This is a genomic window from Methanohalophilus mahii DSM 5219, from assembly GCF_000025865.1.
Taxonomy (GTDB): Archaea; Halobacteriota; Methanosarcinia; order Methanosarcinales; family Methanosarcinaceae; genus Methanohalophilus; species Methanohalophilus mahii.
This window is the reverse complement of the sequence record NC_014002.1, coordinates 915,536-931,983: the sequence shown is the minus strand read 5'-3', so window position 1 is coordinate 931,983 and position 16,448 is coordinate 915,536. Positions and strand designations below refer to the sequence as shown.

General features: G+C 39.8%; 16 protein-coding genes. 11 read left to right on the top strand and 5 right to left on the bottom strand.

Going from position 1 to position 16,448, the window contains the following annotated elements:
- Nucleotides 1-1,461: a PAS domain-containing protein gene (locus tag MMAH_RS04590; RefSeq protein ID WP_013037375.1), complete on the bottom strand. Its 1,461-nt coding sequence runs from the start codon at nucleotides 1,459-1,461 to the stop codon at nucleotides 1-3.
- Between the two features lie 587 nt (nucleotides 1,462-2,048).
- Here MMAH_RS04590 and MMAH_RS04585 point away from each other — a divergent pair.
- The 3 genes from MMAH_RS04585 to MMAH_RS04575 all read left to right on the top strand — a co-directional run bounded on the left by MMAH_RS04585 (nucleotide 2,049) and on the right by MMAH_RS04575 (nucleotide 4,612).
- Nucleotides 2,049-2,906 carry a cobalamin B12-binding domain-containing protein gene (locus MMAH_RS04585; RefSeq protein WP_172632575.1) on the top strand — a complete coding sequence of 286 codons (858 nt, stop codon included), beginning with the start codon at nucleotides 2,049-2,051 and terminating at the stop codon, nucleotides 2,904-2,906.
- A gap of 66 nt (nucleotides 2,907-2,972) precedes the next feature.
- Entirely contained in the window at nucleotides 2,973-3,470 is a 498-nt protein-coding gene (locus MMAH_RS04580) for a hypothetical protein (RefSeq protein WP_013037373.1), read from the top strand.
- A gap of 41 nt (nucleotides 3,471-3,511) precedes the next feature.
- Nucleotides 3,512-4,612, top strand: a complete 1,101-nt coding sequence (locus MMAH_RS04575) for an ATP-binding protein (RefSeq protein WP_013037372.1) — start codon at nucleotides 3,512-3,514, stop codon at nucleotides 4,610-4,612.
- Between the two features lie 83 nt (nucleotides 4,613-4,695).
- On the opposite strand, the gene MMAH_RS04570 is transcribed toward MMAH_RS04575, so the two are convergent.
- Together MMAH_RS04570 and MMAH_RS04565 are read right to left on the bottom strand one after the other, a co-directional pair.
- Nucleotides 4,696-5,883: an MFS transporter gene (locus tag MMAH_RS04570; RefSeq protein ID WP_013037371.1), complete on the bottom strand. Its 1,188-nt coding sequence runs from the start codon at nucleotides 5,881-5,883 to the stop codon at nucleotides 4,696-4,698.
- 48 nt (nucleotides 5,884-5,931) lie between these two features.
- Nucleotides 5,932-6,675, bottom strand: a complete 744-nt coding sequence (locus MMAH_RS04565) for a hypothetical protein (protein WP_013037370.1) — start codon at nucleotides 6,673-6,675, stop codon at nucleotides 5,932-5,934.
- Nucleotides 6,676-6,785: 110 nt separating this feature from the next.
- Here MMAH_RS04565 and MMAH_RS04560 point away from each other — a divergent pair, with 110 nt between their 5' ends.
- Both MMAH_RS04560 and MMAH_RS04555 read left to right on the top strand, forming a co-directional pair.
- Entirely contained in the window at nucleotides 6,786-7,571 is a 786-nt protein-coding gene (locus tag MMAH_RS04560) for a hypothetical protein (protein WP_013037369.1), read from the top strand.
- Between the two features lie 176 nt (nucleotides 7,572-7,747).
- Entirely contained in the window at nucleotides 7,748-9,307 is a 1,560-nt protein-coding gene (locus tag MMAH_RS04555) for a hypothetical protein (protein WP_013037368.1), read from the top strand.
- Between the two features lie 33 nt (nucleotides 9,308-9,340).
- On the opposite strand, the gene MMAH_RS04550 is transcribed toward MMAH_RS04555, so the two are convergent.
- On the bottom strand, nucleotides 9,341-11,590 hold the full coding sequence (locus MMAH_RS04550) for an amino acid permease (RefSeq protein ID WP_013037367.1): 2,250 nt from the start codon (nucleotides 11,588-11,590) through the stop codon (nucleotides 9,341-9,343).
- Nucleotides 11,591-11,756: 166 nt separating this feature from the next.
- A complete protein-coding gene (locus tag MMAH_RS10835; RefSeq protein WP_394295764.1) occupies nucleotides 11,757-11,894 on the bottom strand; it encodes an ABC transporter permease in 138 nt (45 codons plus the stop codon).
- A gap of 135 nt (nucleotides 11,895-12,029) precedes the next feature.
- Here MMAH_RS10835 and mtaA point away from each other — a divergent pair, with 135 nt between their 5' ends.
- The 6 genes from mtaA to MMAH_RS04520 all read left to right on the top strand — a co-directional run bounded on the left by mtaA (nucleotide 12,030) and on the right by MMAH_RS04520 (nucleotide 16,442).
- Nucleotides 12,030-13,046 carry a methylcobamide:CoM methyltransferase MtaA gene (gene mtaA / locus MMAH_RS04545; protein WP_013037366.1) on the top strand — a complete coding sequence of 339 codons (1,017 nt, stop codon included), beginning with the start codon at nucleotides 12,030-12,032 and terminating at the stop codon, nucleotides 13,044-13,046.
- A gap of 39 nt (nucleotides 13,047-13,085) precedes the next feature.
- Nucleotides 13,086-14,144: a CobW family GTP-binding protein gene (locus MMAH_RS04540; RefSeq protein ID WP_013037365.1), complete on the top strand. Its 1,059-nt coding sequence runs from the start codon at nucleotides 13,086-13,088 to the stop codon at nucleotides 14,142-14,144.
- Between the two features lie 57 nt (nucleotides 14,145-14,201).
- Nucleotides 14,202-14,465, top strand: coding sequence for a hypothetical protein (locus MMAH_RS04535; protein WP_013037364.1), 264 nt, complete (start codon nucleotides 14,202-14,204; stop codon nucleotides 14,463-14,465).
- Nucleotides 14,466-14,611: 146 nt separating this feature from the next.
- Nucleotides 14,612-14,833: a sulfurtransferase TusA family protein gene (locus MMAH_RS04530; protein WP_013037363.1), complete on the top strand. Its 222-nt coding sequence runs from the start codon at nucleotides 14,612-14,614 to the stop codon at nucleotides 14,831-14,833.
- A 14-nt stretch (nucleotides 14,834-14,847) separates the two neighbouring features.
- Nucleotides 14,848-15,267 (top strand): DsrE/DsrF/DrsH-like family protein, encoded by a 420-nt coding sequence (locus MMAH_RS04525; RefSeq protein WP_013037362.1) that lies wholly within the window; start codon nucleotides 14,848-14,850, stop codon nucleotides 15,265-15,267.
- A gap of 8 nt (nucleotides 15,268-15,275) precedes the next feature.
- Nucleotides 15,276-16,442, top strand: coding sequence for a cysteine desulfurase family protein (locus MMAH_RS04520; protein ID WP_013037361.1), 1,167 nt, complete (start codon nucleotides 15,276-15,278; stop codon nucleotides 16,440-16,442).
- The last annotated feature ends 6 nt before the right edge of the window (nucleotides 16,443-16,448 follow it).

Below are 16,448 nucleotides of genomic sequence, written 5' to 3'. Positions count from 1 at the left end.
TCACCTTCTGTCTCCCTCTTTAGTCAAATATGGGATTTCAATGTCTGCTTTTCCTTTATTTTTTACATCTTCAAACTTATTAATTACATATTCATGGATATCATGAGGCAGTAGGTCCAGCAGATTCATTCCAAGTAATTCATCCTCTGAATAACCTGTAATTTCGCAGGCAGCAGGGTTGACATCTACATAATAACCATTTTTGTCAGTTATAAAAATGCCATCCGGAGCGTTGTTAATGTAACTTTTGAATTTAGCTTCACTTTCTTTACGTGCAGTAATATCCAGAATGCTAACCAGAACCATCGGTTCTTTCTCAAAATGAATGAGGGATGTCGAAAGAAGAAATGTCAATTCTTTATTTTTACCATCCAGTAAAAAAGGGAGTGTAGCTTCTACCATTTCATGGGATTGACCCGTAGCAAAAGTATCCATTACTGTGTTTCGAACAGTACATTCATCACAGAAAGGTCCAAATCCACAACCTTTTGGATCATCAAGATAATGAATACACCTTAAAGCTTCACCACCTCGCATTCCAATAAGTTCATCTGGATATTCGCCTGCAAACTTAGCTCCCGAATCATTTATTTTGCGAACTCGTCTTTCTTTATCCACCAGCATCATTATAACGGGAGCGTTTTGGTAGATCGCATCAAGTTCTTGTTCATTTTTCAGGATTTGTGCTTCAGATTTCTTGCTATCTGTTATGTCCTTAATAATACCTGTAACAGTATTATTTTGTGAATCATATTCGGCAACTGAATGTATATCGACAATACGACCATCACTGGGCCTTTTTATTTTGAATTCAACATCGTATTCCCGTTCCCCTTTAACAAGTTTCTCCAGTGCATCATCTAACATTGGTCTGTATTCAGGAAGAGGAATTTTTTGCACTTCTGTGATGGTATAAATTTTACCAATCTCGAGTCCATATATTCTGCAAGCTTCTTCTGAAATAGTTATAGTACCGGTATTGAGATTAAATTGCCAGCTTCCCATATTCCCGATAGATTGTGCCTTTTTTAACTGCCTTTGTTCTTTCTTTGCCAGCAATTCAGCTTCTTTCCTCTCAGTGATGTCGATATGCTGTATAAAAACATCCGTAGGATATGTTTTTGAGAGTGGGGTTACTTTTAGTAAAAACCAGCGTTTTTCATCCGGACTGTGACAGGGATACTCAAGCTTAAAAATATGTTTTTTTCCAGATATTATGTCCCTTATACCTTCACCTGCAATGGATGATTCACTTGAAAATTCCCCGATTGCTTTATCACATATTTGCAGGTAATTGGTACCCTCACTACATTCTAATGGATCCAGACCATTGTCTTGAGCAAACTGTTTCCAGCTTTTATTCGTGTAAATAATTATGCCATCGGGAGAGATAATTGCAATATTATCTTCCCACAGATCAAATAATGCAGTATCAATCGAAGGTTTTTTAAATAAAATCAATTTCCACTCCACATATCTTATGAAAAAACAAAAATCAACTACTTAAAAATATTATATTAGATTAACTATATTAAACTTTTCCTTTCTAACTAATTTATAAATTTAACACTGAGATTATTATATTATAAACAAGGGTCAGAAAGGTTCACAAAAAGCAACTTGCTGTATAGTAATACGATATGGAAAATGTTCATCTTGCTAATCACAAGTCTAATATATGAATTAATTCTTATAAAAGACAAAATAGATAAAATAATTTGGCTGTTCATATTTATATGGGATACTTGCTAAAAATGCTAAATTGAATGGTTATTCCAATTAAACACCTGAATGACTAATTCATATGGAGAAATATGCCACAAAACAATAACATTCCATTAAAATGTACAGCAATCGGTCAATTCCTCTATAACAATTGCAGCATGCTTGCAGAAAAAACTGTAGAAATACAATATTCCAGACAGTCTGAATTATATTCAAAATATGGTGAGAAAGGCAAAAAGTTTTCTTTGCAGGATTGCAAATATCATATTTTTTATCTGGGAGAATCAATTTGCCTTTGTAGCAAAACTCTTTTTTTAGACTACATGCAATGGGTAAAGGTATTGATGAGCAATCTGGGAATTCATGAAAAATATTTGATTACAAATATTGAAATTATAAAAGAAGTTATATCTGAATGTGCTTCACAGGGCCAGATTACAAAAGAAGATATAAGTGTTGTTTTTGAATATTTGGATGCAGGCCTGATGGCATTCAAAAATGAAGATACCTTTTCTCCCTCCTACATTGATAAGAGTACAGAATATGGAGAATTAGCCGGACAATATCTTGACCTTTTGACTGAAGGGCAAAAAAAGGAAGCATCATACTTAATATTTGAAATATTGGAGGAAGGTGCATCCATAAAAGATATTTACCTCAACATATTTCAACCTTCGCAGTATGAAGTGGGCAGACTATGGCAAACAAATAAGATCAGTGTGGCTAAAGAACACTATATAACCGCTTCTACGCAGAACATAATGTCCCAGCTTTATCCCAGAATAATGACACAACAAAAGAATGGACATACTGTAATAGCTACCTGTATAGGTAGTGAATTACATGAGTTGGGTATCAGAATGGTTGCTGATTTTTTCGAGATGGATGGTTGGGATAGTTACTATCTGGGAGCAAACACACCCGCATCAAGCATAATTCAGATGGTCAAAGATACAAATGCTCAATTGGTTATTATTTCTGCCACTCTTTCGATCAATGTCCATAAGCTAAAGAACCTGATTGAAGACCTGAGACGGTCAAAAGACTTAGATGATACAAAAATCATGGTAGGAGGGCATCCTTTTAACATAGACCCTGATTTATGGGAAAAGGTCGGTGCAGATCTTAGCGCTCCAGATGCACAACAATCCATGGAAGTAGCAAATGAATTGTTTGAATGAAATATCCTTCAATTTGTTAGGTCAATGTAAGTGGTTTTCATATGCCAAAATGTGCAGGATGGTTTGATGACTATAGGAGAAGAAAAAGCACTCATCTCAATGCTTGAAAAATTCTACTGGATAGAAACGGAAATGGTTCAATTAAGCATATGGGAAGCACTCATCGAAATCGATGATAATTCAGATGAAGAATTAGAAATGATGGCAATTGCTACAGAAAAACACGTGAATTTACTTGCCAAGTGGTTTGAAGAAATCGGCAAAGCTTTTCCGGATAAAAAACCTCCCGGCCTCCCTGAAGAAGATATTGATTTTAAAGGACTGGATGTACCGGAAATTTTTCAGGAAATTTTAAAGTACCTGAAACTAGCACGAAAAGCGTATTTATCGATAAAAATGGTAAAAGTTTTTAAATCAGTAGATGAAGTAATTGCCGATAAAGACATAGATTCATTCTTCTCAAATCTTGATAAAATAATGGTTGATAACGAAAAACATATAGAAATATGTGAAGAAAAGATAGGTGGTTACAGATCAATTTGTAGTCGCCATTCATTTCAATAAAGTAAACGAATTAATGAAATATGTTTAGTACTAGGATAATCATGGATGACAATGAAATCTATAACCAAATTTCGCAGCTGAATAATGAGTTGGTAAATACTCAACGCGATCTTGTAAAAACAAATCGGGACTTAGAATACCAAATCGAGAGATTCAGAGTTACACTACAAAATATAACAGATCCCGTAATTGTAACAGATGCAAATTTCAATGTTGTGTTAACAAACCAAAATGCAATTTCTTTTACCGGAAATGAAAAGGATATGATTGATAGACCGGTAGATGAGGTATTGTATTTTGAAGAAATAATACAGGACACTGATAATGAAACGTTCAGGGTTTCTGAACATAGATCTCAATATCCCCTGAAGAACAAAGAAATGCTGTTTATTTCCGCTAATCACAACAAGGTTTTTGTTGAACTTAGTGTTTCTCCAATAAAGGAAGATCCTGAAAAAATTAGTGGGTACGTAATAATAATCCATTCCATAGATGAGAGAAAAAAGATAGAACTGCGCCAAACAGAAATAAAAGATTTTTTGTATGTAATTAACAAGATATTGAGACATGATGTATTGAATTTCCTAAATGTCATTCAAATGGCAATATATCTATCAAAGGAAAAAAATGATTTTAATTATCTTGATAAAGCAACGATGTCGGTTGAAGCAAGTATAAAATTAGTTAACGATATGAAAAATCTGGAGTATACGATTTCTAAAGGTGGAAATCTTGATGTTTACCATGTTCGTGAAGTTATAGAAGACGTAAGTTCCAATTATCCGATCGAATTTAACATCATTGGTAATGGAGATATTGTAGCGGATGAAGCAATTTATTCTATATTTGACAATCTTATAAGAAATGCAATTAAACATGGCAATACTGAAAAAATGAGATTTGTCATAACTGATAAAAGTGACCATTGTCAAATTAGTGTAAGAGATTATGGAAACGGTATTGACAATGATGTAATCGATAAAATTTTTGATGAAAATTTCACTCATGGAACTACCGGAAATACAGGACTTGGCCTATACATAGTAAAAAAGGTCATCGAAAGATATGGTGGAGATATTTGGGTAGAAAGTGAAAAAGAAAAGGGAACAATATTCACTATCAAAATCCCAGGCCCAAATTAAAATTTCACCTGTCACAGCAAAAAATAACAAATGCTTACAATCAGGACGCAACACTCTTGTACCACACGCAAAATAACCAGCCTTCACTCCCACTTCTCCCTCAACCCCACCGCCAGCACAAACGCCGCCGTCACAAGCAACGCCAGCACCAGCAATGAAGCACGTGCACCGTACTGGTCCAGCATCACCCCTGCTATCACCGGACCCAGCGCTGCACCAAGCCAGCGAATCATATTGAACGTACTCATCGTGGTGCCCAGTATGCTTGCATCGGTACGTACCACCTCATCCACCAGGATGGTTGAGGTGAGTGTTACAACCGGGCTGAAACACAAACCCACCAGGGCGAAATTCAGGGCGATTGCCAGAGGGTCCACGGGCATCCTGCAGAACAGGAGTAAAGCTACCGCTGCCACGAACGTGACTGCGACCAGAGGTTTTTTCCGGCCGATTGTATCGGAGCATTTGCCGCAACCTGAAGCACTTATTGAACTGACCGCTGCAAAGGGTACGAACAATAAACCGGTAGTTGATGTAGATATACCCTGGTCCTGGGCAAAAAAGGGCAGCACGTAGGTGGCACCGATGGAAGCCATGTTGCAGAACATCGCTATAAAGGTCACAAATAAAATGGTGCGGGTTTTGAAAAGATTGATTGACAGGGTCATAAGTTTCAGGAAATGGGTACCTTCCCGATACTCAGGAGCAGTCTCTTCCAGCAGGAAAAAGATAGCACATACAAGAAAAACGATCAATGAAAGTGTCTTGAAGACAAGTCGCCATCCGTATTCTTCTCCTAGCGTCCCCCCGGCTATATATCCGGAAATCGTACCCAACCCCACAGCAATGGCTATTACACCCATGGCTTTTCCCCTCTCTTTTAATTCATAAAGATCACCGATCATCGTGAATGAGGTTGAAAAAAAGATTGCAGCCCCTATTCCTGAAATAGCACGGGCCCCCAGCAGGGTTAGAAAGGAATAAGCAAATGAAGTCACAAATAATCCGCTGGAAAAAATGAATATCCCGCCGATTATCATGGGCTTTCTTCCCAACCTGTCTGACATCATGCCAAAGGGAATCTGGAAAAAGGCCATACATATCATGAAAATTCCTGCCACCCATCCCAGGTTTGAGCGGGAAATGTTGAGTTCTGCAGATATGGGTGGCAGCAGGGGAATAAAAGATAAAAGGGCCAGAAAAACACAGAAAGTTCCCAGGAATAGCAGGGTAATTTGTCTGGATGGGTGCTTTCCTGATAGAATTTTCATTTTTTTCTCTCGTTATTTATCCGCAGCTGGAAACTAAATACAGTCACTTCACGAATGGACTACTGCAGAGCTCTTTGTGTCAAAAGGATTGGTTCGCATTGCCAGGGAGAAGAGATATGGGTGGTTGTCCTTTAAATACTTCATGTAATCCAGCCATTCTATGACAAGCCTGCTATAAGCCCTTTCTATATCCAGGCCAAGATGATCGAAATCCGACTCGGGGAGATTTTGCAAATCCTCACGATTAACCAGTTCCTCCATCAGGTGGAATACTGCACGCAATAGACCCGTAAAGGATTCATGTTCAAGCAGTGAAGGATTTTCAAGTAAACCTGCCATGAAACTGCGGTGTTTTCGCAGGAAATCACGCAGGTAGACAAGGTCTACGTTGCCTATATTCACCGAATATTCATAATTGCGCAGGAATGTAGTAATTTCCTCAAAATCTTCGTCGGTCCAGTCTTTCCTTACGATTAGCCGATTTCGAACATTTTCAAGACCTGGATCGGCGTCTGAAAAGAAAGTGAGCAATTTCGTTCCCACTTCGCTGAAAAAAACACCGATGACCATATTCAATTTTTCAAGCCGCTTACTTCTCTCCATATCACTAAGCAGTTTATGTAATATCATCGTGACAAGCAAAACCTCTATTGGAACAAATGCTATATCACTCACAAGGAATATGAATATGTGGTGTGGGTCGTGAAAAATCAGGTAATGGAAGAAGTAAAGAATGGTTGATGCAACCACCAGGGTTATTCCAAATATTTTATAACTTTTTGAAATGTCCATAAATTGGTATCTCCTGTATAACAGATATTCTTAAGCAATCAAATATGTTTGTTCTTCCTATATAGGATTTCAAGAGATAAAAACTTATAATTATACTACTAAAAGCATCTATGAACAAATTAATTAAAATATTGCTAATATTTACCATTTTAATTATAGCAGCCTCGGTTCTATGGATCAACCACCAGAACCAGATGTACGAAGATACTTTCCAGAGTGAATATCAGTATGATATAAGCATTAAAACATTGCAACCCCTCCACAATGTGACCCTGTATTTACCTCTTCCTTCTGATGGTAATGAATCTTTTTTTTCAGAGGGCCTTAAATCAGAAAATAATCTTAATAAGCCAACCGGATGGAACTGTACCATTACAGAAACCAAACACGGGAAAATGTTGCAAATCACAGCACAGAAAATAGACCCTGAATTCCATTCAACTCCGGTCCCAATAGAAGAAGGTCAGGATAAAGGACTGAACCGTACAATAAAAGAATCCACTGAATATTCAGAAGATACGCCTATTCCCTATCCAGAGGGTTTCAGCATCTACCAGAATAGTGATCATGAATTGGACACAAAAAATCCTCTGGAAAATGAAGTTACTTTCATACCAAAATACAGCATAAAAGAAGTTCCAAACCAATTCCCCAATGATGAAAATGAAAATGCCAAGACGTACCAATACGAAAGCCGCATCTATGCACAGTACAATACAACTGCAGAAAACACGGTAGATATTTCCATGAGTTTTATAGGAATGAACAATTGGTGGGTCTACGGCTGGAACGGCAACCAGTATCATGAACATCTTCACATAACCCTGAAAGGAGATCAGGATGGGTGGACCCCAATAGAAGGAGAAATCGTTACTGGTGAGGGAAATTACCGTTGAACGACGGATTTATTCCTCCTCATTTATTTTTCATTAATATAACAGATTAATATTAATTACTCCGTTTTTGAGGGTTATCTTTTTGGTGCTTATTAAACATAAATTTACCATCTAATCTATACTTTGTTTTGGATTTGAATTGTTTTAAAAGTACGTAAACTATAGGAGGAGTGGAAATGGTAAGTTTTGGGGATGTTGTTGACGTAGTAGCAGGAGTGGCAACAGGCGGATTATACACGCTTGGCAAATCGATTTATGAGAGCAGTGAATCTGCCGGGGATGCCGCAGAAGCCGCGGGTATATCCATTGCTATAATTGGATCAACAATCCAATCCGTAGGAGAACAGCTAAATTCTTTCCTTCAGGAAACAGAAGAACTCATATCCATAAAAAGGCTGAGCCCGCGAGCAGAAAATGATCTTTGGGAAGAAGAAAAAGACAGACTTGATGAATTAAAAGTTGAAAAGCAGGAATTGTTGCAGCAACTTCAAAGTCTGGGTGTGGAAGACCCTTTGGATTTTTCCTTCAATTTCTGGGATATGATTTCAGATATGGAAAATGTACTTGAAAAATTCGAAATCCTTTCAAGAATCGCAGCTATCAACGCTCAGATAATGGATATTCTCTACAAGGAACCGGGAGTACTTACCAGCGGGATATACAATGCAAAAGAAGTTCTTGAGCGCCTGAATACCGTTGAACAGCCTATGATAGAAGATGTTCTCGGAGGAATTGATGACAACCTGGAGGTTAGTGAAGAAGTATTGACGGAAGCAAAAAAACTATTTGTTACCAGAGAAAAGGTACCCATATCAATTACAGACCTCAAACCCGCACAGAAACTGAAACTTGACAGGATAACTGCACGTAAAGCCTACTTCAACGACCTGATAGAACGCAAAGATGAGGTAGCATCATCCCTGCAATCTGTAATGAAAGAAATGCCTGCTGCAAAATTTGAAAAGAACAAAGACATAATTCAACCTGCGGGAATGATTGATGCATCGGACTACCTTAAATTTCCAAAATCCGGTGTGTTAAGGCAGTATTCATCCAGTTTCATGCCAGTAAGTGATGATGATGAAGTTAAAAGAACCTTTAATCCTGACGATCTGAAAATAAATGAAGAGAAACGATTTGCAAAGATCGACACAGGAAAAGAGGATTACAAAACCGAAGAGGTATCGGCCTTAAAAGACAAAATACCTGCAAGCACAGAGGCAAATATTTCCGCTATAAGGAAATCATTAGGATCTTCAGGAAAATTATCTCTGGAAAAAGTGCAGCCTGCGGGTGCAAGAGTTTCAGCTTCCATTGCAACAAAGTTTGATGGCTACCAGCGTAATTTTGACCACATCAGGGCCCAAAGATCCCTTTATGAGAGGCAATTGCATAAAATCGAAAAAGAAGAATTGCTGCTTACCCATGTGTGGAAGGATACACCCGGAATTATCCCTCAAGCACTTGATGAAGCACATGAGGTCCTGGAAAGTGTGCATAGCGACCAGCAACCACGCATCAATACCGTACTGGACAACCTGAATGACAATCTTGAAGAATCAAAAGAGACACTTTCAAAAGCAAACGATACAATGGATTCTGTACAACAATCCCTTTCAATATTCGATTTCAATACCACATGGCTCAAATACGGAGTAATGGCAATTGGAGGACTTGTTGTACTGAATTTACTGATGGGACTTATAGTGCTTACACGTTCGGCTTTTGGAATATAAAGAAAAAAAAGTCAAATGGCCCTTTTCACATTTTTATACTTTCTTTTTAAGCATATCCCTGAACTTGACCCATCTGCGAGTCATGATAACAGTTTTATCAGTGCCACGAATGACCTGTTCAGGGAACACACCCCTCAGGAAGTTCTTGAGGAATGGACGGGTGGTTGCTCCCAAAAAGATAACATCTTGATTCTTTGCCTCTTCATCAATTACTGAAACTGCATCATCACCAACAATAAATTTGCTTTCTGTTTCCACTCCCGATAGATGAGTGGAAACTCCCTGGAATACCTTTGTTGCAACCTTCCTCCCCTCATCCGAAGAAGCAACATTGAGCATTGTGACAATACCATTTTCTTTCCTGGCAAGGCTGCTTGCCATCTCTGCTGCAAGAATAGCATGAGGACCTCCTGCTGTGGGAAGGAGTATATTTTTCATGTCTTTCCATTCCCTGTCAGCTTCGAAACGGGCAACTACCACGTCACAGGGAGCCTTGAGCAACAATGGGTCAATGGTACTGCCAAGAACAACGTCTTTTCTGAAGGTACGGCCTCTCCATCCCATAACCAACATGTTGGATTCTTCTTCCTCCACAGTATCCAGTATGGTGCCAGGTGCAGACCTGCTAACCTTAATAATACCTCCTGCAGGTACATCAACTGAATCGATAAGCCTGTGAATAAATTCCTGTTTTTCTGGCAGGTACTCATCAGCAGCCGAGAAAGGCGTCTGTTCAGGCAGGGTTATCACACTCAAAAAAAGGATTGTCCCATCTTTATCCTTTGCCACGTCACGGGCAAATGATGCAAGTTTAAAGGCACTTTCCTCATCCTTTACAGGGACCAGTATTTTATAACCTTCTTCTCGAGCAGGCTTTCTTTCATATATTTTCTTACGGCTGACCAAAGCACGTTTTTTAAGCTCCTTCTCTGAGTAAGAGAAATAAATGAAAGAACCCAGTATAACCCAGAGGATAGTAACTGCAACTACAAATGCAGTATTTTCGATTTCAGTTACCATATAGTAGCCAATAAAAATCTGCACAACGATTGCAATCAGGGGAAGATAGGGTGCAAAAGGCATCCGGAATGCCCTTTTCAGGTCAGGCCTCCTGAAACGGAGAATTATAAGAACTGCGTTGACCAGAATGAAGAGAATCAAAAACATCACATTTGCAGCTGAGGCCACAGTTTCGATGGGAAGCAGCGCCATTGAAGCTATAATCAGGTAACTGAAAAGGATTGCAAAATGAGGCGTCCTCCTTTTTTCATTGATAGTCGAGAGGGAATTTGGCAAAAAACCCATTCTTCCCAGAGCAAAAGCCACCCTGGAAGAGGAATAAACAGTGGCGTTCATTGCACTGATAGTGGAAACGAAACCTCCCACCAAAATCAGCACCGAACCGAAAGATACTATCTGGTTTGCCACCCGTATCATACTGAATTCACCAAGTTCACCCAGATAAATCCAGTTGGGAATGCCTACTTCAATGCCACCTATCAAAGCAAAAGCGACTATGATGTAAATGATAACAGCTGTCCACAGGGAGATAAGAACAGCTTTGGGAATGTTATGCTCCGGTCTTTTGACCTCCTCTCCACTCTGTACTATGATTTCATATCCTTCAAAAGCAATAAAAGTCAAACCCATAGCTACCAGGATACCGATAAAACCATTGGGTGCAAAAGAAGGGTCACTGAAAAATGAAAATGTCCAGTCGGGCTGGCTAATTGTTTTATAGATGCCAAAACCGGCAAAAACTACCAGAATCGCAATTTTAAAAAGTGTGACAAAACCACCTAGACGACCACTTTCTTTGGCCCCCATGAAATTTATGAGAGCCATAAGGGAAACAATAACAAGAGCTGATAATTTTATCAGCATTCCCTGATCGAACTGCTCATATCCCAGGAAATTAACAATGAGTTCTGAAAAGAATGCACCGAAGGTTACTGCATACAGGGCACATGCGATAGTATGTGCTGCCCAGTCAACCCAGCCGGAAAGAAAACCCAGATGGTTGCCCATGCCTTCCCTTACCCACAGGTAACTACCACCTGCTTCAGGCATTGCAGAACCAAGTTCAGCGTATGCCAGACCTGTAAAGGTTGCCACTACACCATTTAAGAGAAACGCTAGCATCACTGCCGGACCCGCTATACCCGTAGCTATGCCGGTAAGGGCAAAAATACCGGCTCCTATCATACCGGCAAGACCTATCATAGTAATGTCAAAAAGTGTAAGGTCCCTGCTCAAACTGACACGTATATTATCGTCGGGCACAAGGGAGGTGAAAAGGTAAACTACTTTAAAAGATTTTCTCTTTATATGTCTGTATTTGTGATAAACAGGACATAAATATAATCTACTTAACCGTTTTCCATACAGATTTCTTCATGAAACACCCGGTATGTTTCGGAACACCTGATCCTTCAATATCCCGTATTCATCAAAAAATATACGTGATGTGAGGAAAATTGTAAGTTTCAAACAGATTAACAGCGAATACATAAACAGAAATCATTACAGCAATCTGGTATTTGATCGCCAGAATCGGTGACGCTCCGGCTATCAACTGGCCACTCATCATGCCGGGAATGTCACACCGACGAAATCCTGTCAATGACACTAAAAACAAAAAGATGGAAGGATAACACTGAAGTACTAAACGAACTAAAGCTAAAGGAAATAGAGAATAAAATATCTTATACAAAGGTCAACCATGCAACAAAAACAGAGAATCATCAATGCACTGGAACGTAAACCGGTAGATAAAATTCCTGCAGGATTGTTCACAACCGCTGCTCCACTGGAAATTATGGATTCATGCGGTGTTGCCAGACCCGAAGCTGACTTTGATCCTGAAAAGATGGCTGAGCTGGCAATAGCCACCCAGAGCATCCCCGGATTTGAGACAATACGTTACCCCTTTGACTTAACCGCCCTGGCAGAAAGTTTCGGCTGCAAGATTCACAGAGGATCAAAGGACATACCTCCCGCTGTACTCGAAGGACTGGAGATCAATATTGAAGACATAGAGGTCCCTGAAGATTTGATGCAAAAAGGAAGAATGCCTGCAATTCTTGAAGCCACACATATTATAAAAAGGCAAGTAGGGGATGAAGTTCCACTTATATGTGGTTTTGCCGGCCCTGTGGACCTTGCTGTTAATCTGATGGGTATGAAGCCTTTCCTGTTAAAAATACTGAAAGAACCACATAAACTAGAAAGATTAATGGAAGTCACTACCCGGGCATGCATCAAAGCTGCTAATGAAAGCCTGAAAGCAGGAGCAGATGTGATATGTTTCGGAGAAGCAGTTGTTTCCCCCGACATTATTCCACCGGCTATGTTTAAGTCCGTCATAAAACCACACTATAAACAACTTGCAGATTCTGTTAACGGGAAATGTGTAATCCATGTATGCGGGAAAGCCGATCCCATAATAAAAGATATTGCAGAATGTGGATTTTGTGGTATAAGTGTTGAAGAAAGTGTTGAAGATCTGCAATACGCCATAAAAATGGCACATGAAGGCGGTGCTGCACTGATAGGCAATGTCTCAACTTCAGTGACCATATACAATAAAACTGCTGAAGAAGTAAAAGCAGAAGCGTTGAAATGTCTGGAGGCAGGCGTGGATATACTGGCCCCTGGTTGTGGAATCGCACCCCAGTCACCCATAAAGAACATGCAGGCTCTTGCACAAACACGGAATGAATTCTGCGAGGAAAAATAAAAACGTATCAAGAAATCTAATTCTTAAAAGGTGTAATGAATGAAAGTAATAATCATTGGCGGATTCCTGGGCAGTGGTAAAACTACCACCCTGCTTAAGGTGGGCAAATATCTCAATGATAAAGGCGAAAAGATCGCTATTATTGTAAATGAGATAGGTGAAATCGGAGTTGACGGGACAACACTGGATATAGAAGGAGTGGAAACCAGGGAGATCACCAACGGATGTATTTGCTGCACTTTAAAAATCGATATGGAACAGGCGCTTGACTCCCTTGCTGAGGAATATAGGCCGGACACGGTAATTATTGAACCGACCGGCGTTGCATTCCCCCGGCAGATCAAAGAAGAAATAGAACTTATGAAGATCGCAGATATGGAGTTTTCCCCAATAATAAATCTGATAGATGGCAGCAGGTTCGATCTGGAAATTGAACAGATTCCAAAATTCATAAAGACCCAGATCGAGGATGCAGACATCCTGGGCATTAACAAGATAGACGTTGCGACAGATGAACAGGTCAGTAAGGTCAAAGCTTTGTTGCAACACTATAATACAGATGCAAAAATACTGGAATTTTCGGCAAAGGAAAATGCAGGGAATTTTGAAGAATTAATAGAAACCATAAGCGGAGAAGGAAAACAAAGAGACCATTCCGTAAAACAAAATTCTATTGCAGAATCTAATGTATCCTCCCATGCCATTGAATATGCAATAGAGACAAATGATCTGGAATTCAAGAAAGGACATGAACTGGCAAATGATATTGTTGATTCAATCCTCAGCCAGTTCATTCAATTGAATCCGGATTTCATAGGCCACATAAAGATATCCATGGACCTACCGGAAACTTTCCTGAAAATCAGTCTCACATCCTCCACAAACAAGCCTGAAATAGAAATTTTTGAGAGGGAAAATGTTGCAAAACCAAAAGTTAGAGCATTGGCAGCTGTGACAAATATCAGACAGGATGAAGTAGTCAAAATCCTGGAAAATACTATTGAAGAAACGTTTAATGAAACGGGAATTACCCTTCAGAGAATCCAACAACATACAGACACAAAGAATATCATTAACCTGTGTGATATTTCTATATAAACAATATCGGGGGACTTAACAATAACTGACAACCAATCAGAGCAAAATCAGAGAGTGATGCCTATATGGGTATCTGCAGGAGCTATTGCAGGTGCCCTTTATGGAAACCTGTTACTTGGACCGTCTATAGGGAGTGTGGGGCTTGGAACTCTAATGGGTATAGCAATAGGATCACTTGGTGGTGTTTCCTTCGGATTATCACAGATCCGAAAACAGGAAGGAGATGATAGATATACCTTTGAAGGTGAAGAAAACCTCATGAAAATACTGGGAGCAATCGCCATCATCCTTTTTGTAATTACCCTTGCTATGTTGTTCTGACCAGAAGAATGTCGATGGGGATCGACATTCCTGAAATGAGCCATGCATCCTATTATGCTATGCGAGAAACTTATATAACATTTGCAAACATACATGAGAGTTAACAATTGTGATTTGCAGATATAAGAAATATTAGGGGGAAATATATGACAACAATAGAAGTTGATACCAGAGGGGAGACCTGCCCGGTCCCACTGGTCGAATGCAGGAAAGCACTGAGAAAAGCTGCACCCGGAGATGAGGTCATAGTCACCGGCACACATCCAGCTTCAAAGAAGGAGATACCAATGGCCTGTGAATCCATGGGGCTTGAAATTATCGGTATCGATGAAGAATCTGGTGAGTGGAAAATCAGAATTAAGCGTTAAAAGGATTGGTTTCTGTGAGCAACAAAACAGTCATAATAGTCCATAGCGGGGACATGGACAAACTATACAGTGCACTCATTATTGCAAATGGTTCACTTTCAATGGGAATGGAAGCTTCTCTTTATTTTACTTTCTGGGGTCTTGAAAGGTTGAAAAAAGGAGGACTTGAAAAGGGGCCACTATCCAAAATGAATTTCCTGGGGCTTGGCAAATGGATGGTCAAAGGCAGGATGAAAAAGGCCAATGTAGCTCCTCTTGAAAAAATGATGACCGATTTCAAGGAACTGGGGGGTAAAATCATTGCCTGTGAAATGACCATGGAAATTATGGGGATCAAGCAAGAACAGCTGCGTACCGAATGGATTGATGAATATGGTGCAGTTGGCACCTATGTTCATGAAGCAAAGGATGCAGAGATTACATTGTTTATCTGAGGAATTGTATGGAAGACAAAACCGCTTATTTTGATAATTCCGCAAGCACACGGCTGGATGAAAGAGTATTAGATGCAATGAAGCCGTATTACTTTGATACGTATGCGGTTGCAACATCAGAATTTGCCTATTCGATGGGGATTGATGCAAAGGAGGCTCTTGAAAAAGCAAGATCCACCATTGCAGATTCCTTAAATGCTTCACCGGGAGAAATCGTATTCACATCCGGAAGCACCGAATCAAGCAATATGGCAATAAAGGGAGTAACATCTGCACTCAAAAAGAAAGGGAACCACCTTATTGTCTCAAAAATCGAGGATTTCCCTGTCCTGAACACCGCAAAAGCCCTGGAAAAACAGGGTTTTGAGGTGGATTTCATTGAAGTGGACGACAGGGGTCGGCTTAATACAGATCAACTTGCAGAGACGATCACAGACGAAACTGTTCTCGTCTCGATACAGCATGCCAATCAGGAAATAGGTACGCTGCAGGATCTGGAAAGCATTTCAGGCATATGCAGGGAGAAAGGAGTACTTCTGCATACAGATGCCACCCATAGTTTCACACGCGTTCCAATAGATGTGCAAAAAATTCCTGTGGACCTGATAACTATTGCATCACATACCATACATGGGCCCCGTGGTGTTGGAGGCCTCTATATACGCAAAGACACCCCTCTCAACAAATGGATGGACGGCGGATTCCAGGAATTTAATCTAAGGGCTGGCCTTGAAAACATACCCGGAGCTGTCGGATTTGCAAAAGCAGTCGAACTTGTGACAGAGGAGGAAAACAGGCAGATTAAGGCACTGAGAGACCATCTTATAGAGAGAATATCCAGTGAAATTACAAATGTAATATTAAACGGAAGTAAGGAACACAGGAGTCCACATAATGCCAACATAACGTTCCATTATGTAGAAGGTGAATCACTTACCCTGCATCTGGATATGCGTGGATTTGCGGTCAGCACGGGTTCTGCGTGTTTTAGCCGCTCCCTTGAAGCAAGTCACGTTATACTGGGCATAGGTGGAGATCATGAAAGGGCCCACGGATCATTGCGCTTTACCTTCAGTCGTTACAATACCCTTGAGGAAACCGATGCCATTGTGGATGCGATTAAGGAAATAGTTGCTCAATTAAGAGAAATTAGTCCATTGTACGAGAAAAAGTGAGGTGTT